This is a genomic window from Mycobacterium parascrofulaceum ATCC BAA-614 (genome assembly GCF_000164135.1).
GTDB lineage: Bacteria > Actinomycetota > Actinomycetes > Mycobacteriales > Mycobacteriaceae > Mycobacterium > Mycobacterium parascrofulaceum.
The window spans coordinates 1,109,311-1,127,699 of sequence record NZ_GG770554.1; the positions used below are offsets into that span (position 1 = coordinate 1,109,311).

The 18,389-nt window shown below is 67.5% G+C and carries 15 protein-coding genes; 8 read left to right on the plus strand and 7 right to left on the minus strand.

Features of this window, described 5'->3' with window-relative positions:
- Positions 1–71: 71 nt before the first annotated feature.
- Both HMPREF0591_RS15160 and HMPREF0591_RS15165 read right to left on the minus strand, forming a co-directional pair.
- Entirely contained in the window at positions 72–1,373 is a 1,302-nt protein-coding gene (locus HMPREF0591_RS15160) for a type II toxin-antitoxin system HipA family toxin (protein WP_007169467.1), read from the minus strand.
- Entirely contained in the window at positions 1,363–1,614 is a 252-nt protein-coding gene (locus HMPREF0591_RS15165; protein WP_007169468.1) for a helix-turn-helix transcriptional regulator, read from the minus strand. The genes HMPREF0591_RS15160 and HMPREF0591_RS15165 overlap by 11 nt, the downstream gene beginning before the upstream one ends.
- Before the next feature lie 365 nt (positions 1,615–1,979).
- Here HMPREF0591_RS15165 and HMPREF0591_RS15170 point away from each other — a divergent pair, with 365 nt between their 5' ends.
- The 5 genes from HMPREF0591_RS15170 to HMPREF0591_RS15190 all read left to right on the plus strand — a co-directional run bounded on the left by HMPREF0591_RS15170 (position 1,980) and on the right by HMPREF0591_RS15190 (position 10,260).
- A complete protein-coding gene (locus HMPREF0591_RS15170) occupies positions 1,980–2,459 on the plus strand; it encodes a single-stranded DNA-binding protein (RefSeq protein ID WP_007169470.1) in 480 nt (159 codons plus the stop codon).
- A gap of 80 nt (positions 2,460–2,539) precedes the next feature.
- Entirely contained in the window at positions 2,540–4,216 is a 1,677-nt protein-coding gene (gene ettA, locus HMPREF0591_RS15175) for an energy-dependent translational throttle protein EttA (protein WP_007169471.1), read from the plus strand.
- Between the two features lie 121 nt (positions 4,217–4,337).
- Complete coding sequence (locus HMPREF0591_RS15180) at positions 4,338–9,191, plus strand: NAD-glutamate dehydrogenase (RefSeq protein ID WP_040622578.1); 4,854 nt, start codon at positions 4,338–4,340, stop codon at positions 9,189–9,191.
- Positions 9,188–9,601, plus strand: coding sequence for an acyl-CoA thioesterase (locus HMPREF0591_RS15185; RefSeq protein ID WP_007169473.1), 414 nt, complete (start codon positions 9,188–9,190; stop codon positions 9,599–9,601). Before HMPREF0591_RS15180 ends, HMPREF0591_RS15185 begins: the two co-directional genes overlap by 4 nt.
- Positions 9,598–10,260, plus strand: coding sequence for a DUF8185 domain-containing protein (locus HMPREF0591_RS15190; protein ID WP_085981644.1), 663 nt, complete (start codon positions 9,598–9,600; stop codon positions 10,258–10,260). The genes HMPREF0591_RS15185 and HMPREF0591_RS15190 overlap by 4 nt, the downstream gene beginning before the upstream one ends.
- 10 nt (positions 10,261–10,270) lie before the next feature.
- Here HMPREF0591_RS15190 and HMPREF0591_RS15195 read toward each other — a convergent pair whose 3' ends face one another.
- The 4 genes from HMPREF0591_RS15195 to HMPREF0591_RS15210 form a co-directional block, all read right to left on the minus strand.
- Positions 10,271–11,284, minus strand: a complete 1,014-nt coding sequence (locus HMPREF0591_RS15195) for an NAD(P)/FAD-dependent oxidoreductase (RefSeq protein WP_050790064.1) — start codon at positions 11,282–11,284, stop codon at positions 10,271–10,273.
- 91 nt (positions 11,285–11,375) lie between these two features.
- Positions 11,376–12,008, minus strand: coding sequence for a DUF5134 domain-containing protein (locus HMPREF0591_RS15200; protein ID WP_050790042.1), 633 nt, complete (start codon positions 12,006–12,008; stop codon positions 11,376–11,378).
- A 130-nt stretch (positions 12,009–12,138) separates the two neighbouring features.
- Positions 12,139–13,704: a glycoside hydrolase family 13 protein gene (locus tag HMPREF0591_RS15205; RefSeq protein WP_007169477.1), complete on the minus strand. Its 1,566-nt coding sequence runs from the start codon at positions 13,702–13,704 to the stop codon at positions 12,139–12,141.
- Positions 13,705–13,725: 21 nt separating this feature from the next.
- Positions 13,726–14,121 (minus strand): globin, encoded by a 396-nt coding sequence (locus HMPREF0591_RS15210; protein WP_040622891.1) that lies wholly within the window; start codon positions 14,119–14,121, stop codon positions 13,726–13,728.
- Positions 14,122–14,263: 142 nt separating this feature from the next.
- Here HMPREF0591_RS15210 and HMPREF0591_RS15215 point away from each other — a divergent pair, with 142 nt between their 5' ends.
- The 3 genes from HMPREF0591_RS15215 to HMPREF0591_RS15225 all read left to right on the plus strand — a co-directional run bounded on the left by HMPREF0591_RS15215 (position 14,264) and on the right by HMPREF0591_RS15225 (position 15,670).
- A complete protein-coding gene (locus HMPREF0591_RS15215) occupies positions 14,264–14,911 on the plus strand; it encodes an HNH endonuclease (protein ID WP_040622582.1) in 648 nt (215 codons plus the stop codon).
- Positions 14,912–14,988: 77 nt separating this feature from the next.
- Positions 14,989–15,216: an aa3-type cytochrome oxidase subunit CtaJ gene (gene ctaJ / locus HMPREF0591_RS15220; RefSeq protein WP_040622894.1), complete on the plus strand. Its 228-nt coding sequence runs from the start codon at positions 14,989–14,991 to the stop codon at positions 15,214–15,216.
- The gene (locus HMPREF0591_RS15225; protein WP_007169481.1) at positions 15,203–15,670 is read left to right on the plus strand and encodes a DUF5130 domain-containing protein; all 468 of its coding nucleotides are present in this window, start codon (positions 15,203–15,205) and stop codon (positions 15,668–15,670) included. Before ctaJ ends, HMPREF0591_RS15225 begins: the two co-directional genes overlap by 14 nt.
- 65 nt (positions 15,671–15,735) lie before the next feature.
- Here the strand turns inward: HMPREF0591_RS15225 and pepN are convergent, their stop codons facing one another.
- Entirely contained in the window at positions 15,736–18,321 is a 2,586-nt protein-coding gene (pepN, locus tag HMPREF0591_RS15230) for an aminopeptidase N (RefSeq protein ID WP_007169482.1), read from the minus strand.
- Positions 18,322–18,389: the final 68 nt, after the last annotated feature.

Genomic DNA, 18,389 nt, shown 5'->3' on the forward strand with positions numbered 1-18,389 from the left:
AGGTTGCCTCGGTCGAGATAAACGAGCCGGGACCCAGCAAGAGGGGACGGTGTGCCGGAATGCGACGGCTTTTACGGGCCGGTGTCATCCAAGGACGAGTCGGAATCTTCGGATGTCAAAGACGCTGTCGGCCAAGAGCATCGGCTCCACAATCGATCGAGGTTCGACTTGACCGACTCGGCTCCCGATGGAAGCGGGACGTGTTCGATTGAGCTGTATACACGCTCCATGCATGACCGAACCGCCGCACGTGCTCGCCGCACCCCCATGCCCCAAGATGCCGCTTCGGCGGCCAGGTCATCGACACTGATGTTGTCGATGCTCGTCTTGCCGTTGATCACATGGCCCGTGCTCTTGAATGCGGGATCCAGGTACATCACTGGGGCGGCATCGTAGATCGGAGCGAGGGACACGCTTCCATTGCGGCTGATCATCAACGAATAATTTTTGGAGTGAGCGTCACCGTTACCAATCACGGCGTTAAACGTCACAGCCTGCAGCAACACCAACCGAAACCCGTCAGGGTCAAGCGCCCTCGGCGCGGCCGCGCGCGCAACGCGTCGTAGCCTCGAGCCCAAACGGGCTGCTTCGCTGGTGCTTTCGTACTTGGCCTGAGGATCGAGACCTAGCGCTTGACAGAAATCCTCCTGATGCAGCCGGTCACCTCGAGGGCCCCGGTCATAGCGGACGACGACGATGGCCTCGCGCTCTTCGAACCGCTCTAAATGTGACTCCGCAGCATTTATGTTTGTTTTCCGTGCCACTCGTAGTGCCCAATCTTCCGTCTGAATGAGATGCTTCACGGCGCCGCCTAGTGGCTCGGGCTTGATGATGTGCGTCGAGGCCGCGCCGGCTTCAGGCCAACCCCATCCGCCGTCGGGAAGAGCCACCAAAAGCACTTTGTCTTGGATCCCGGCTAGCGATGCCTGTGGTGTAGTGCCCTCGGGCAGGTGGTAGGTCGGCAGGTCCGCGATAAGATCGTCGACCTCCTGCGTCGTCAACCGGCGGACTTGACCGGCACCGGGCTTTGCCTCACCGGCCAGGATCTGGACAGCGCCGGCACATTCCGCGCCGACCCGTTCTAGCAGCGTCATCGTGTCGTTGACTGGTGCGCCGGCTTCTGTGGCGATGTGACGGCGCAGGTTGCCCTCCGGCAGAAGACCTTCGATGAACGCCGCCACCTGCAAGACGCCGTCCCTGTCTTGGATTGGCCGTCGTGAGATAGGCAAAGCCAAAGATAGGACTCGACTCCCCTCGCCGAAGGTGTCAAGCGCCTCCTCGGTGAATTCCAAACGCAGGCGAAATCGGTGTGGCTCCGTCAGCCTCGCGATGTGCACGCCGTACAACCAAACGTCGAGTGCCTTACGTGCCATCGATCACCATCACTCGGGAAAACTTCGGCACGAGTGCGAGCGCGGTCCCGCACTCCGATAGCGCGCGCAGCGCTATATCGACGCTGACAGATTCGCCCCGCTCAAGACGCGAGATGGTCATACGAGTGACTCCGATGCGGTCAGCGAGCTCACCCTGCTGAAAGCCGCGAGCCCGGCGTGCTCGCCGCAGGTGTTCGCCGAGTTCCGCGGTGTCGTACACGAGCGGCACAGGATGATTCATATTTCGATCATACGGGCCACGCGGCCAAATGAACAATATTTCGATCATAGGACGACACACTCGACATGATCGATATTTTGATCATCGCAGATCCAGCCCCTGATGATCGAAATATGTAACACGCCCATAGTGGCGGATCTGCGCGTCTTCGCCACTGGCGATCCTGCTGTCATCGCTTGTCACGGAACGCGCGACCGCACCAGCGGCGAACGGATCCACAGTCGCGGTTTGCTCCACAGGGGCAGCAGGTGGGACGTCCTTTCAATGCGGAGCCCGTCGGTGCTGCCGAGCTAAATGAAGCCGGATAGAGCGGTGACGCGGTCGCCGCGCCAAGAGAGAAGTGAAACCGAGAAGGGATCAGGCCAATGTTCGAAACCCCGCTTACCGTCGTCGGGCACATCGTCAACAACCCCGAACGTCGACAGGTCGGCACCCAGGAGGTCATCAAGTTTCGCGTCGCCAGCAATTCCCGGCGCCGCACGGCCGACGGCGGCTGGGAGCCGGGCAACTCGCTGTTCATCAACGTCAATTGCTGGGGCAAGTTGGTCACTGGCGTGGGTGCCGCACTGCGCAAGGGTGCGCCGGTGATCGTGGTGGGTCACGTCTACACCAGCGAGTACGAGGACCGTGACGGCAACCGCCGTTCGTCGCTGGAGATGCGCGCGACATCCGTCGGTCCCGATGTGTCCCGCGCGATCGTGCGCATCGAGAAGCCGGGCTACACCGGCCCGGCTACCGAGGCCGCCGCGCCCGCGACGGATCCGACCGACACCGCTGGTGAGGACGCAGACGCCCGCGACAGCGCCGAGGCCGCCGACACGGGGCCGCTGCCGCTGTCGGCTTAGCTGCGGGATCCGGCCTCCCGCGCGGTGCATAGGATGGTCCGCGAGAACTCTCTCAAAGACCAGAAAGGCACAACCGCGGCATGGCTGAGTTCATCTACACGATGAAGAAGGTCCGCAAGGCGCACGGCGACAAGGTGATCCTGGACGACGTCACGTTGAGCTTCTATCCAGGCGCCAAGATCGGTGTCGTTGGCCCCAACGGCGCCGGTAAGTCGAGCGTCTTGCGGATCATGGCCGGGCTGGACAAGCCGAACAACGGCGAGGCCTTTCTGGCCACCGGGGCCACCGTCGGCATCCTGCAGCAGGAGCCGCCGCTGAACGAAGAGAAGACGGTGCGCGGCAACGTCGAGGAGGGGCTCGGCGAGATCAAGGTCAAGCTGGACCGCTTCAACGAGGTCGCCGAATTGATGGCCACCGACTACTCCGACGAGTTGATGGAGGAGATGGGCCGGCTGCAGGAGGAGCTCGACCACGCCGACGCCTGGGACCTCGACTCGCAGCTGGAACAGGCCATGGACGCCCTGCGCTGCCCACCGCCCGACGAGCCGGTGACGAACCTGTCCGGTGGTGAGCGGCGCCGCGTGGCGCTGTGCAAGTTACTGCTGTCCAAGCCCGACCTGCTGCTGCTCGACGAGCCGACCAACCATCTGGACGCCGAGAGCGTGCAGTGGCTCGAGCAACACCTGGCCGCCTACCCGGGCGCGGTGTTGGCGGTGACCCACGACCGGTACTTCCTGGACAACGTCGCCCAGTGGATCCTCGAGCTCGACCGCGGCCGCGCGTACCCCTACGAGGGCAACTACTCGACGTATCTGGAGAAGAAGGCCGAGCGCCTGTCGGTGCAGGGCCGCAAGGACGCCAAGCTGCAGAAGCGCCTCACCGAGGAGCTGGCCTGGGTGCGGCAGGGGGCCAAAGCGCGGCAAGCGAAGAACAAGGCCCGGCTGCAGCGCTACGAGGAGATGGCCGCCGAAGCGGAGAAGACGCGCAAGCTCGACTTCGAGGAGATCCAGATCCCCGTCGGGCCGCGACTGGGCAACGTGGTCGTCGAGGTCGACCACCTGGACAAGGGCTACGACGGACGCACCCTGATCAAGGACCTGTCCTTCACCCTGCCCCGCAACGGCATCGTCGGGGTCATCGGGCCCAACGGGGTCGGCAAGACGACGCTGTTCAAGACCATCGTCGGGCTCGAACAGCCGGACAGCGGCACGGTCAAGGTCGGAGAAACCGTCAAGCTCAGCTACGTGGACCAGTCCCGCGCGGGTATCGACCCCAAGAAGACCGTGTGGGAAGTCGTCTCCGATGGCCTCGACTACATCGAGGTCGGCCAGAACGAGATCCCGTCGCGCGCCTACGTCTCGGCGTTCGGCTTCAAGGGTCCCGACCAGCAGAAGCCGGCGGGCGTGCTGTCCGGTGGCGAGCGCAACCGGCTCAACCTGGCGCTCACGCTGAAAGAAGGCGGCAACCTGATCCTGCTCGACGAGCCGACCAACGACCTGGACGTCGAGACGCTGGGTTCGCTGGAGAACGCCCTGGAGAAGTTCCCGGGCTGCGCGGTGGTGATTTCCCACGACCGTTGGTTCCTGGACCGCACGTGCACGCACATCCTGGCCTGGGAGGGCGACGAGGACAACGAGGCCAAGTGGTTCTGGTTCGAGGGCAACTTCGGTGCCTACGAAGAGAACAAGGTTGAACGGCTCGGCGCCGACGCGGCGCGGCCGCACCGAGTGACCCACCGGAAGCTCACGCGCGACTAGTGTCAGCTGCGCCGCCCCGCGACGATGTGGCCCCGAGGGCCGCTGCGGGGGGCACCCCGCTGCGGGAGAACAGTGAACGGTTGAGCACAGCGGCAATTCTCACGAGTTGGGAGCCATCGGCATGACGATCGATCCCGGAGCCAAGCAGGCCGTCAAACCGTGGACCGCCTTCAGCCGGCAGCATGACATTCCGGACTGGATCGCGAAGGCCTACATCGAGAGCTATCGCGGTCCGCACGGCGACGAACCCGGGGTGACGGAACCCAAGCCGATCGACCTGACCGTGCCGGCCGCCATCCTGACGCCCGCCATGCTCGCCGCGCACTATCGACTGGGCCAGCACCGGCCCGCCGGCCAAAGCCGGGTCGCGGTCTACCCCGCGGACGACCCCGCCGGATTCGGCCCCGCCCTGCAGGTCGTCACCGACCACGGCGGCATGCTGATGGACTCGGTCACGGTGCTGCTGCACCGACTCGGTGTGCCCTACGCGGCCATCATGACGCCGGTGTTCCAGGTCAACCGCGACCCGAACGGTGACCTGGTCAGCGTCGAACCGAAGCCGCCGGGCGCCCCGCAATACGTCGGCGAAGCGTGGATACACGTGCAGCTGCTGCCGTCCGTCGACGGCAAGGGCCTCTCCGAAGTCGAACGGTTGCTGCCCAAGGTCCTCTCCGACGTGCAGCAGGTCGCCAGCGACGCCGACGCGCTGATCGCCACGCTCGGCGACCTGGCCGCGGAGGTCGAAACCAATGCGCACGGCCACTTCTCGGCCCCCGACCGCGACGACGTCGCGGCCCTGTTGCGCTGGCTGGGCAACGGCAACTTCCTGCTGCTCGGCTACCAGCGTTGCCGCGTCCACGAGCGCCTGGTTTCCGGCGACGGCTCACCCGGCCTGGGCGTCCTGCGCAACCGCACCGGGTCCCGGCCGCGGTTGACCGACGACGACAAACTGCTGGTGCTGGCGCAGTCGGTCGTCGGCAGCTACCTGCGCTACGGCGCCTACCCGTACGCGATCGCGGTCCGGGAAAACCTCGACGGCGACGACGGCATCGTCGAGCACCGCTTCGTCGGGCTCTTCACCGTCGCCGCCATGAACGCCGACGTCCTGGAGATCCCGATGATCTCCACCCGGGTGCGCGACGCGCTCACCCTGGCCGACAGCGATCCGATCCACCCCGGCCAGCTGCTGCTCGACGTCATCCAGACCGTTCCCCGCTCCGAGCTGTTCACGTTGGGTGCCGAACAGCTGTTGGCGATGGCCAAAGCGGTGGTGGATCTGGGATCCCAGCGGCGGGCGTTGTTGTTCCTGCGTGCCGACCGGCTTCAATACTTCGTCTCGTGTCTGGTCTACCTGCCCCGCGACCGCTACACCACGCAGGTCCGGCTGCAGATCGAGGACATCCTGGTCCGCGAGTTCGGCGGCACACGACTGGAATTCACCGCCCGGGTCAGCGAATCGCCTTGGGCCCTGATGCATTTCATGGTGCGGCTGCCCCAAAAAGAGGATGCCGCCGCGCCGGCCGACGTCTCCGAGGACAACCGGATCCGCATCCAGGGGTTGCTGAGCGAGGCCGCGCGGACCTGGACCGACCGACTGATGGCTGCCGCGGCGGACGGCTCCGTCGACCACGCCGAAGCCGAGCACTACGCGAACGCCTTCCCCGAGGTCTACAAGCAGGCCGTCAGCCCGGCCGACGCCATCGATCACATCGCCATCATCGAAGAGCTGCAAGACGATTCGGTCAAGCTGGTGTTCTCCCAACTCGGCGACGACGGAGCCGCCCAGCTCACCTGGTTCCTGGGCGGGCGCACCGCGTCGCTGAGCCAGCTGCTGCCCATGCTGCAGAGCATGGGCGTGGTGGTACTCGAGGAACGGCCCTTCACGGTGACCCGCCCCGACGGGCTGCCGGTGTGGATCTACCAGTTCAAGATTTCGACGCATCCCACCATCGCGCCGGCCACCACGGCGGCCGAGCGCGAAGCGACCGCGCAGCGATTCGCCGACGCGGTCACCGCGATCTGGCAAGGCCGCGTCGAGGTCGACCGGTTCAACGAGCTGGTCATGCGCGCCCGGCTGACCTGGCAGCAGGTCGTGCTGCTGCGCGCCTACGCGAAATACCTGCGGCAGGCCGGTTTTCCCTACAGCCAGTCCTACATCGAGTCGGTGCTCAACGAGCACCCGTCGACCGCGCGATCCCTGGTCGCCCTCTTCGAGGCGCTCTTCGATCCCCGGCCGTCGGGTCCCTCGGCGAACCGCGACGCCCAGGCCGCGGCGGCCGCCGTCGCCGCAGACATCGACGCGCTGATGAGCCTGGACACCGACCGCATCCTGCGGGCGTTCGCGTCGCTGGTTCAGGCGACGCTGCGCACCAATTACTTCGTGACCCGGGAGGGTTCGGCCCGCGCGCGAAACATGTTGGCGCTCAAGCTCGACGCCCAGCTCATCGACGAGCTGCCGCTGCCGCGCCCCAAGTACGAGATCTTCGTGTACTCGCCCCGCGTCGAGGGCGTGCACCTGCGGTTCGGTCCGGTGGCGCGCGGCGGGCTGCGCTGGTCGGACCGCCGCGACGATTTCCGCACCGAGATTCTCGGCCTCGTCAAGGCGCAGGCGGTGAAGAACGCCGTCATCGTGCCGGTCGGGGCCAAGGGCGGCTTCGTCGTCAAGCGCCCACCGATGGCCACGGGCGACCAGGCGGAGGATCGTGAGGCCACCCGCGCCGAGGGCGTCGCCTGCTATCAGCTGTTCATCTCCGGACTGCTCGACGTCACCGACAACGTCGACCACAAAACGCGGAAGGTCAGCCCGCCGCCCGAGGTGATCCGGCGGGACGGCGACGACGCCTACCTAGTGGTGGCCGCGGACAAGGGCACCGCCACTTTCTCCGACATCGCCAACGACGTCGCGAAGTCCTACGGGTTCTGGCTGGGCGACGCGTTTGCGTCCGGCGGATCGGTGGGCTACGACCACAAGGCCATGGGCATCACCGCCAGGGGCGCATGGGAGGCCGTCAAACGCCACTTCCGGGAGATGGGCGTCGACACCCAGGCCGAGGACTTCACCGTGGTCGGCATCGGCGACATGAGCGGCGACGTGTTCGGCAACGGCATGCTGCTGTCCCGGCACATCAGGTTGATCGCCGCCTTCGACCACCGGCACGTGTTCCTGGATCCCGACCCCGACCCGGCGGCCTCCTGGGAGGAACGCCGGCGGATGTTCGACCTGCCACGGTCCAGCTGGGAGGACTACGACACGTCGTTGATCAGCGAGGGTGGCGGGGTGTACAGCCGCGAGCACAAGTCGATCCCGGTCAGCCCGCAGGTGCGCGACGCCCTGGGCATCGACGGCGAGATCACCGAGATGACCCCGCCCAACCTGATCAAGGCGATCTTGCAGGCGCCGGTGGATCTGCTGTTCAACGGCGGCATCGGCACCTACATCAAGGCCGAATCGGAGTCCGACGCCGACGTCGGTGACCGCGCCAACGATCCGGTGCGGGTCAATGGAAGTCAGGTGCGCGCCAAGGTGATCGGCGAAGGCGGGAACCTGGGGGTCACCGCCCTGGGCCGGGTCGAATTCGACCTGTCGGGCGGTCGGATCAACACCGACGCGATGGACAACTCCGCCGGCGTGGACTGTTCGGACCACGAGGTCAACATCAAGATCCTGATCGACTCGCTGGTCACCGCCGGCAAGGTCGACCCCGACGAGCGCAAGGGCCTGCTGGAGTCGATGACCGACGAGGTCGCGCAGCTGGTACTCACCGACAACGAGGATCAGAACGACCTGATCGGCACCAGCCGCGCCAACGCGGCCAGCCTGCTGCCGGTGCACGGCAGGCAGATTCAGTACCTGGTCGACGAGCGCGGGCTCAACCGCGAACTGGAAGCGCTGCCCTCGGAGAAGGAGATCGACCGGCGGTGCGAGGCCGGGATCGGTCTCACGTCGCCCGAGCTGTGCACCCTGATGGCGCACGTCAAGCTCGGGCTCAAAGAGGAGATGCTGAACACCGAGCTGACCGAGCAGGACGTGTTCGCGTCCCGCCTGCCCCAATACTTTCCGACGCCGTTGCGGGAGCGGTTCACCCCGGAGATCCGCAGTCACCAGCTGCGCCGGGAGATCGTCACCACCATGCTGATCAACGACCTGGTCGACACCGCCGGCATCAGCTACGCGTTCCGGATCGTCGAGGACGTCGGCGTAGGGCCGGTGGACGCGGTGCGGACCTACGTGGCCACCGACGCCATCTTCGGCGTGGGGGACATCTGGCGGCGGATCCGCGCGGCGAATCTGCCGGTCGCGCTGTCGGACCGGCTCACCCTGGACACCCGGCGGTTGATCGACCGCGCCAGCCGCTGGCTGCTCAACTACCGCCCGCAGCCGCTGGCCGTCGGCGCCGAGATCAACCGGTTTGCCGCGAAGGTCAAGGACCTCACCCCGCGAATGTCGGAGTGGCTACGGGGCGACGACAAAGCGATCGTGGAAAAGGAGGCGGCCGAGTTCGCCTCCGAGGGGGCGCCCGAGGACCTGGCGTACATGATCGCCGCCGGTCTGTACCGGTTCAGCCTGCTCGACATCATCGACATCGGCGACATCAACGACATCGACGCCGCCGAGGTCGCGGACACCTACTTCGCCCTGATGGACCGGCTGGGCACCGACGGTTTGCTGACGGCCGTTTCCGAGCTGCCCCGCAACGACCGCTGGCATTCCTTGGCGCGGTTGGCGATTCGCGACGACATCTACGCCTCGCTGCGGTCGTTGTGCTTCGACGTGCTCGCGGTGGGCGAGCCGGACGAAAGCGGCGAGGAGAAGATCGCCGAGTGGGAGCACCTGTCGGCGTCGCGGGTCGAGCGGGCCCGCCGCACCCTGATCGAAATCCAGGAGAGCGGGGAGAAGGACCTTGCGACGTTGTCGGTGGCCGCGCGTCAGATCCGGCGCATGACCCGCACCAGCGGAAGAGGGTCGTCGAGTTGAGCGTCGGCTTCGTGGCGCCCGTCCCGGTGCGGTGGTCGGACATCGACATGTACCAGCACGTCAACCACGCCACCATGGTCACGATCCTGGAGGAGGCGCGGGTCCAGTTCCTGCGTGAAGCGTTCGAGGTCGACATCTTGACCATCGGGTTGCTGATCGCCGAAGTCAAGGTGACCTACAAAGGTCAGCTGCGGCTGGTCGATTCGCCTCTGCAGGTGACGATGTGGACCAAACGGCTGCGGGCGGTCGACTTCACGCTGGGCTACGAGGTGCGCTCGGTGTCCGCGGATCCGGAATCCAAGCCCGCCGTCATCGCCGAGTCACAACTGGCGGCGGTCCACATCGAGGAGGAGCGGCTGGTGCGGCTCTCCCCACACCATCGGGAGTATTTGCAGCGGTGGATGCGATAGCCGATCGCGGACTCTGGCTGGGGCCACAGGACCCGGTCGCCCAACGCAAGGACCTGGCCGCGTTCGTCGATCGCGCGCAGCGGCTCGACGACACCGCGGTCATTCGGCTGCGCACTCGATCGCCCGGGCTGCTGACGGCCTGGGTGGCAACGGGTTTCGACGTGCTGGCCAGCCGGGTGGTCGGTGGCGAGGTGCGGCCCGAGGATCTGTCGGTGGGCGCCGACGCGCTGGGGCACGGCCTGGCCGCGATGGACGACACCGGCTACGTCGACCCCGGCTTCGCGATGGACTCCGCGTGGCGGGGTGCGCTGCCGCCGGACTCCGGCTTCACCCACCTCGAGGACATCCCTGCCCGGGTGATGCTCGACCTGGCGCAGCGTGGCGCGCGACTTGCCAAGGACCACAGCAGTTCTCACGGCCCGCCGGTGTCGCTGCTCGACCAGGAGGTCATCCAGGTCAGCTCCCCGGACGCCAGCGTCGGGTTGCCCATGCGGTGTGTGTTCGCCCTGACCGCGATGGGATTCCTGCCGCAGTCACCGGACGCCGTCGGCGCCGACGAGATGATCCGGGTCCGGATCCTGCCGACCTGGTTGCGCATCGACGCCCGGTTCGGCTCGGTGTATCGCCGTCGCGGCGACCCGCCGCTGCTGTTGCGCTGACGCATACCTCTCAGGTCCCGTAGACCATCCAGAGCGGAAGGACCGCGTCCACGTAATCCACGAACTTCTGCAGGCCAACGCGGTATTGGCCGTAGCCGTAAGGATCCACGGCGTACTCCGGGAACGCGATGCCCAGCCCGAACAACCCGGGGGCCAGGATGCCGTTCATCCGGTTGTACGGCAGCGGGCCCCACTGCGGCGTCTCGGGCAGCTTCCGTTGCTCGAAACCGACCGTGTAGACGACGCGGTCGCATTCGGCCAGCTTCTCGTCAAATCGCGGGTCGGAAACCAGGCAGCGCTCCAAACGATCCGGGTACACCCCGTCGATGTTCTCGCGGGCCCACACGGCGGCTCGCCCTTTGAGGCCGGTGTCGTCGAACAGGATCCAATCGTCAAGATAGACAGCATATTTGAGTGGGCTGCGGTAGAAGTTGATCACTTTGCGGAGCGGGTGCCGCAGCAGGTGCGGCAAGGCGATCATCGACGAGTGCGACGAGCCGAAGACGGCGACCGTCGCGCCCTCGAGCGGCACCTCGGCGAGTTTCTCGGCGTCCAGGGCGACTTCGACCGGAATCTCATCGAGAGGATAGTCGAGCCTGCGGGGTGCCGCGCCGACCGCGAGGATCACGTTGTCCGAAGTCAGTTCCGGGCCTCGCGTCTCGACGTACCACTGCCGGCGCCGCAGGGTCAAGGTCGTGGCCGTCGTTTCGAACACCGGCACCCGTTCGCGCAGTTGGCCGGTGACCCACACCAAAGGGTCGGCTACCAGGGCCAGTGCGCAGGTTTCCTCCGGGTCGACTTCGGCCAGCGGCCATGGCGGGGCGTCGGACAACCGAAAGGCCGCAGAGCTATTCAGGAAACTCATGAAAGTCCCGGCGATGGTGTTGCTGGACACCGACCTCCACTTGCCGCCCAAATCGCCCGCGGCGAAGGCCGGGTCGACCCAGGCGATCTTGTCGGGCGGTATGCCCCGATCGAGCAGTTTTCCCACCGCGGCGATTCCCGCGGGCCCGGCTCCGATCACTGTCCACGCGTAGGTCGCCATGTACTAGGTATAGAGGAGCGCCGAGCCACGCGCCGAGGCGGAAGGCCGGGCGAGCGGTCCCCGCCCGGGCTCACACGATGGCGGCGAACATCAACGCCGTGCCGGCGGCGGTGCCCGTCTGCGCCGCGATTTGGGCGTAGGTCAGGGGAACCGCGCGCGGCATCAGGTGCGTCCAGCGCCGTGCGGTCCAGCGGTACGCCCAGTAGATCGCCACCGCGGCGAACCCCACGGCCGCGGTCCAGTTCACGGCGCTGACCCAGCCCGGCGCGCCGGGGGACATGTGCTGTGCCGCGTGCGGCGACGCCGGCGCGGCGCCGTGGGCGGGCATGCCCATCGCATCGCCGCCCGGGTGCTCGGACCGGCCCGGCAGGCTGTCGGTCATCGCCACGTACATCCAGGCCATCGCCGCCATCATCACCGCGTAGTAATAGCTCGTCAGCCGGCCGTCGCCGGCCCACGGCGCGCGGCCGGCGATGCCGACGAACCAGGCGCCGCCGAGCAGGAAGCCCAGCGTGGCCCCGGCCGTCGGCATTGTCATTCCCACGCCCCAGGCCATCGAGATCATCACGGCCGACATCGCCAGGTGCAGCACCTGGCTCACCATGTTCGTCCAGCAGCGGCGTTCGGCCACCAGGAAATACGCGTAGGCGGCGAAGCTGACGGCGAACAGCGCCGTCACCACCCAGCGCAAGGTGTTATCCACCAACCCGTCCTCTTCCGGCCGGCTCCATGTCGAGCCATGGCGACAACAGTACCCCCGCCGGGTATGACGCCGGCGGACGACACCCCGATACGTCACGCGGAAACGCCTGCTCCGTGGCGCCTTTGGGCGCTCAAGCCAGCCAGGCAGCGGTGTCCGGCGGTAACTCGCCGTCGACCAGTGGGCCGCTGGACACGAGGAGCTCTCCCGGCGGCAGCGGGATCGGCCGGCGCCCGGCGTTCACCGCGCACACGGCCCCGCCGCCGCGGCGCCGGAAGATCAGGGCGCCGCGCGGCGCGTCTAACCAGTCGATCCCGTCGCCGTCGAATTCCGCGCGCTCCTTGCGCAATTTGATGATGTGCCGGAAGAACGAGAAGGTCGATTCGGGGTCGGCGGTCTGGCGCTCGACGGTCAGCGTCGCCCATTCCGGCGGCATCGGCAGCCACGTTTCGGGCGACGAGGAGAAGCCGAACGGGGGAGCGTCGCCCGACCACGGGATGGGGACCCGGCACTTGTCGCGGCCGCGTTCGGTGTGCCCGGAGCGTTCCCACGTCGGGTCCTGCAACACCTCGTCGGGCAGCTCGACGTCCGGCAGCCCCAGTTCCTCGCCGTTGTAGACGAACACCGCACCGGGCAGGGCGAGCATCACCATCGCCATCGCCTTCGCCCGACGCAGCCCGACCTCGCCGCCCCCGTACCGGGTGACCTCACGGCCCACGTCGTGGTTGGACAGCGTCCAAGTGGGGATGGCGTTTTCGATCGCGATCGCCTCCATCGAATTCTGGATCGCGTGCTGGATCTGGTCGGCGTCGAAGTCGATCTTGGTCAGCCGGAAGTTGAAACCGAGGTGCAGTTCGTCGGGCCGCAGATACTCGGCCCACAGAAGGTTGTCGAGCACCCAGACCTCGCCGATGGTCACCGCGTCGGGATAGTCGTCGACGACCCTGCGGATCCCGCGATGGATCTCGTGCACGCTCGGATGGTTGAAACGCGGGTCGTCGTCGCTGTGGCTGAGCACCTTGACGTCGTCCTTGGCGTCGGGCAAATCGGCCGGCTTGGCCATGCCGTGTGCCACGTCGATGCGGAAGCCGTCCACCCCGCGCTCCAGCCAGAACCGCAGCGTCTTCTCGAAATCGTCGAAAACGTCCGGGTGCTCCCAGTTCAGGTCCGGCTGCTCGGTGTCGAACAGATGGAGGTAGTACTGGCCCGGATTGCCGTCCGGCTCGACCACCCGCGTCCAGGCGGACCCGCCGAATACCGACGTCCAGTTGTTCGGCGGCAGCTCCCCGTCCGGGCCCCGGCCGTCGCGGAAGTAGTAGCGCTCCCGCGCCTCGGTGCCCGGCCCGGCGGCCAGCGCGGCCTGAAACCACGGGTGCGCCGAGCTGGTGTGGTTGGGCACCACGTCCATGGTGATCTTGATGCCCCGCTCGTGCGCCGCCGGGATCAGCCGCTCAATGGCCGCCATCCCGCCGAACAGCGGATCGATGTCGCGCGGATCCGCCACGTCGTAGCCGTGGTCGGCCATCGGGGAGACGGTGACCGGGTTGAGCCAGATCGCGTCCACCCCGAGTCGCTCGAGGTGATCCAGATGGGCCAGCACCCCATCGATGTCGCCCACGCCGTCGCCGTCGCTGTCGGCGAACGACCGGGGATAGACCTGATAGAAGACCGCGTTCGACCACCATGCTCCGGGGCTCATCCTGCTCCGTTCGGTTGGGTATCAGAAGGGCGAATTGACCAGTGAGTGGGCGGCCATCTCCAGGTAATCGAGTAGCTGGCGCCGGTGCTCGTCGTCGAGGGTCTCCGAGTCGATCGAGGCGACGGCGGTGTGCATGCAGCGCAGCCAGGCGTCGCGCTCGATCGGGGTGATCCGGAACGGGACGTGCCGCATCCGCAACCGGGGATGGCCGCGCCGGTCGGAGTAGGTGCGCGGGCCGCCCCAGTACTGCTCGAGGAACATGCGCAAGCGTTCCTCGGCGCCCGCCAGGTCGTCTTCGGGGTAGAGCTGGCGCAGGATCTCGTCCTCGGCCACCTGGGCATAGAAGCGGGACACGATCGCATGAAAGGTCTCGGCACCGCCGACGGCGTCATAGAAGGACTGGGGCTCGGAATCCATCACCTCCATTGTGGTCCATCGCGGCCGCGTCCGGCCGAGCCGGGCCGACGGCGCTCACGCTGTTCACCCGGACGACATGCCGTTCACCTGCAATAGGGGTGCGATTGGCGGCGAATCATGGTGGACTATCCGCGGAGGATCTATGGCGCAGGGCAAGAGACGCCGCAGCCACCGCAGTTCCGGTGCCGCGGCAGGGTTAACCGGGCCCCCGACCGCGTCATGCCTGCATAGCGTCGATACCCATCCCCCCACCCGCCAGGACGGCGCGTCCCTGTGGAGTCGCAGGCGGGTGCTGCTGCTGAATTCGACCTACGAGCCGCTGACCGCGCTGCCGATGCGGCGGGCCATCGTGATGGTCATCTGCGGCAAGGCCGACGTGGTCCACCACGACCCGGCCGGGCCGGTGATCCACTCGGCCACCAGCTCGATCATGGTGCCCTCGGTCATCCAGCTGCGGACCTACGTGCGTGTCCCGTACCGGGCGCGGGTACCGATGACCCGGGCCGCGCTGATGCACCGGGACCGGTTTTCCTGTGCCTACTGTGGGGCAAAGGCCGACACCGTCGACCACGTGGTGCCGCGCAGCCGCGGCGGCGACCATTCCTGGGAAAACTGCGTCGCCTGCTGCTCGACCTGCAACCACCGCAAGGGCGACAAGCTGCTCACCGAGCTCGGCTGGGTGCTGCGCCGGGCGCCGCTGCCGCCGACGGGGCAGCACTGGCGGTTGCTCTCGACGGTCAAGGAGCTCGACCCGGCCTGGGCGCGCTACCTCGGCGAAGGCGCGGCGTAGCGCCTTCGATCGCGCGACATCCGGTGTCCGGGTGCCGACGGATCGCCGCGTGGGATACGGTTTTCGTCGTGAGCCTTCTGCAGATTCACCTGTACCTCATCGGGATCCCGCTGCTGCTGGTAGTGGTGCTGGCGGTGCTGATCTGGTCCCACAAGGGACCGCACCCGGCGACCTACAAGTTGCCGGACAAGTGGACGCACCCGCCGATCCTGTGGGCGGCCACGGACGAAGACGTCGGCCACGAGCATGGCGGGCACGGCGGACACGAATTCTCAGTCGGAGGTGGCGCCAGTGGCACGTGGTGAGGTAGCGACGATCGAGCCCGCCGAGCTGCCCGACGGGTGGGTGATCACCAGCAGTGGACGGATCTCCGGGGTCACCGAGCCCGGCGAGTTGTCGGTTCATTTCCCGTTCCCGATCAAGGACCTGGTCGCCATCGACGACGCGCTGAAGTTCGGGTCGCGGGCATCGAAGGCACGGTTCGCCATCTACCTCGGCGACCTGGGCAGCGACACCGCCGCCCGGGCCCGCGAGATCCTGGCCACGGTGCCCACGCCGGACAACGCCGTGCTCCTGGCGGTGTCGCCCGACCAGAAGGTCATCGAGGTGGTCTACGGCTCCCAGGTCCGCGGGCGCGGCGCCGAGTCGTCGGCACCGCTGGGGGTCGCCGCCGCGTCGTCGGCGTTCGAGCGCAATGACCTGGTGGACGGGCTGGTCAGCGCGATCCGCGTCCTCAGCGCCGGGATCTCCCCGGCCTAGTTCCGCTTAGCGGCGATCGCAAGCGCGGCGTAGCCGCGCGTGGCGGGTCGCCACCGTCGGCCTAGTCAGTCCGCCGCGTCGAAGGTGCGGGCCCGCAGGGCCCGCTGCACGCCGGCCTGACCCTCCAGCACCAGCCGCCGCAGCGCCGGCGGCACCTCCGGGTCGGACAGGAACTTGTCGGCCGCCGCGATGCCGGCCTCGCTGATGTTCCAGTGCGGGTACAGGCCGATCACCACCGTTTGGGCGACCTCGCTGGAACGCCGCGCCCACACGCCCGGGATCGCTTCGAAATAGCGGTCCGTGAAGGGCTTCAGCAGTGCATGCTGCCCCGCCGGGGCGAAGCCCGCGATGATGGACCGCGCGGTGATGTTGGCCAGCGTGTCGTCCTCGATCACCGTCGTCCACGCCGCCTCCTTGACCGGTGCCTGCGGGCGCGCCGTCGCCGCCTGGGCGCCGTGCCGCTTGCCGGCGGCGGTCGGGTCGCGCTGCACCTCGGCGTCGATGAAAGGTGTCGCGGGCCCGTCGGCGTCGATCTCCCCGGCGCTGGCGAGCGCGGTTACGATGCGCCACCGCAGGTCGGTGTCGATTTCGAGGCCGGCCAGGCCCAGCTCGGCCGGGTCGCGGTCGAGCAAGTCGGCCAGCGTCACGACGTGCCGGGTCGACAGCACCGACGAGCACAGGGTGTTGACGAAGGCGAGCTGGTGGTCCGACCCGGGCTCCGCGGCGCGCGCCAGCTCCAGCAGCCGGTCGGCGAACTGGGGCCAGCCCCGCTGGTGCGCCCAGCCCGGCTCGGCGTAGCTGGCGAGCGCCGTCTGCGCCTGCATCAGCAGCCGCTGCGCCACCCCGACCTCGGTTTCGGCCTGCACCCCGCCCGAGACCAACGCCACGAAGTCGCGGGCGCGCAGTTCGGCCTCGCGCGTCATCTCCCACGCCGCCGACCACACCAGCGAGCGCGGCAGCGGCTCGGCGATGTCGGCGATTTGCGTCAGGGCCGTCCGCAACGACTCGCCGTCGAGCCGCACCGAGCAGTAGGTCAGGTCGTCGTCGTTGACCAGGACTAGCTTGCCGCGCGGAACGCCAACCAGCGCAGGCACTTCCGTGACAGGGCCCTCGACGTCGAGCTCTTCCCGCCGTACCCGCACCAACTTGCCCGCGCCGTCATCGTCGTAGATCCCGACCGCCAACCGGTGCACGCGGGTCTCGCCGGCTCCCGGAGCGGCGCCACTCTGTGTCACGGCGAACCGGGTGAACCGGCCGTCGGCGCCGGGGACGTCGACGTCGAAATCCGGCCGCAGCGTGTTCAATCCGGTCGTCTTCAACCACTGCTGCCCCCAGTCGGACAGGTCCCGGCCCGACGCCTGCTCCAGCGCGGCGACCAGATCGTCGAACGTCGCGTTGCCGAACGCGTGGGTGCGGAAGTAGTCGCGCAGCCCGGCGAGGAAGTGCTCCAGCCCGACGTAGGCGACGAGTTGCTTGAGGACCGACGCGCCCTTGGCGTAGGTGATGCCGTCGAAGTTCACCTCGACGGCGGCCAGGTCGGGGATGTCCGCGGCGATCGGATGCGTCGAGGGCAGTTGGTCCTGGCGGTACGCCCACGACTTCTCGACCGTCGCGAATGTGGTCCAGGCCTCGGTGAATTCGGTGGCCTCCGCCTGGCACAGCACCGAGGCGAACGTCGCGAACGACTCGTTGAGCCACAGGTCGTCCCACCAGGTCATGGTGACCAGGTCCCCGAACCACATGTGCGCCATCTCGTGCAGCACCGTTTCGGCGCGCCGCTCGTAGGAGGCCCGGGTGACCTTGCTGCGGAAGACGTAGTCCTCCAGGAAGGTCACCGCGCCCGCGTTTTCCATTGCGCCCGCGTTGAATTCGGGGACGAAGAGTTGGTCGTATTTCCCGAACGCGTAGGGCAGCCCAAAGTTCTTGTGGTAGAAGCCGAATCCCTGTTTGGTCTGGGTGAAGAGCCGCTCGGCGTCCATGTGGCGTGCCAGGGATCCGCGGCAGAAGATGCCCAGCGGGATCTCCCCGTGTTCGTCGGTGTAAGAGTCCTTCCACTCGGCGTACGGGCCGGCGATGAGGGCCACCAGATAGGTGCTCATCCGAGGGGTGGTGGCGAAGGTGTGCACCCCGTCCTCGTTCGACACGGTGGCGCCGTTGGAGATCACCTTCCAGTGCCGCGGCGCCGTCACGCGCAGGTCGAACGTCGCCTTGAGGTCCGGTTGGTCGAAGCAGGCGAACATGCGCTTGGCGTCGGCGGTTTCGAATTGCGAGTACAGGTAGGTTTCGTCGTCGACCGGGTCGACGAAGCGGTGCAGCCCCTCGCCGGTGTTGGAGTAGCGGCAGTCCGCATCGACGACCACGACGTTGTGCTTCTGCAAGCCGGCCAGCGGGATGCCGGCCGATTCGTCGTACCCGGAGACATCCAGTTCGCGGCCGTTGAGGGTGGCGCCGCGCACCGTCTCGGCGGCGAGGTCGATGTAGGTATCGGCGCCGGGAAGCGCGTCGAACACCACCGTCGTGGTGGAGCGGAACGTGCGATCGCCCGGGCCTCCCTTGCCGTCGGTGACGTCGAGGTCGATCTGGTAGCTGTCGACGGTGACCAGGGCGGCGCGTTCGACGGCTTGGTCCCGGGTGAGATTAGGAAGGGCCACGCGTCCAACTTACGTGCCCCGCTCGGATCTCGGGCACTGCGGGAACAGGGGCGGGGCGCCTACGGTTG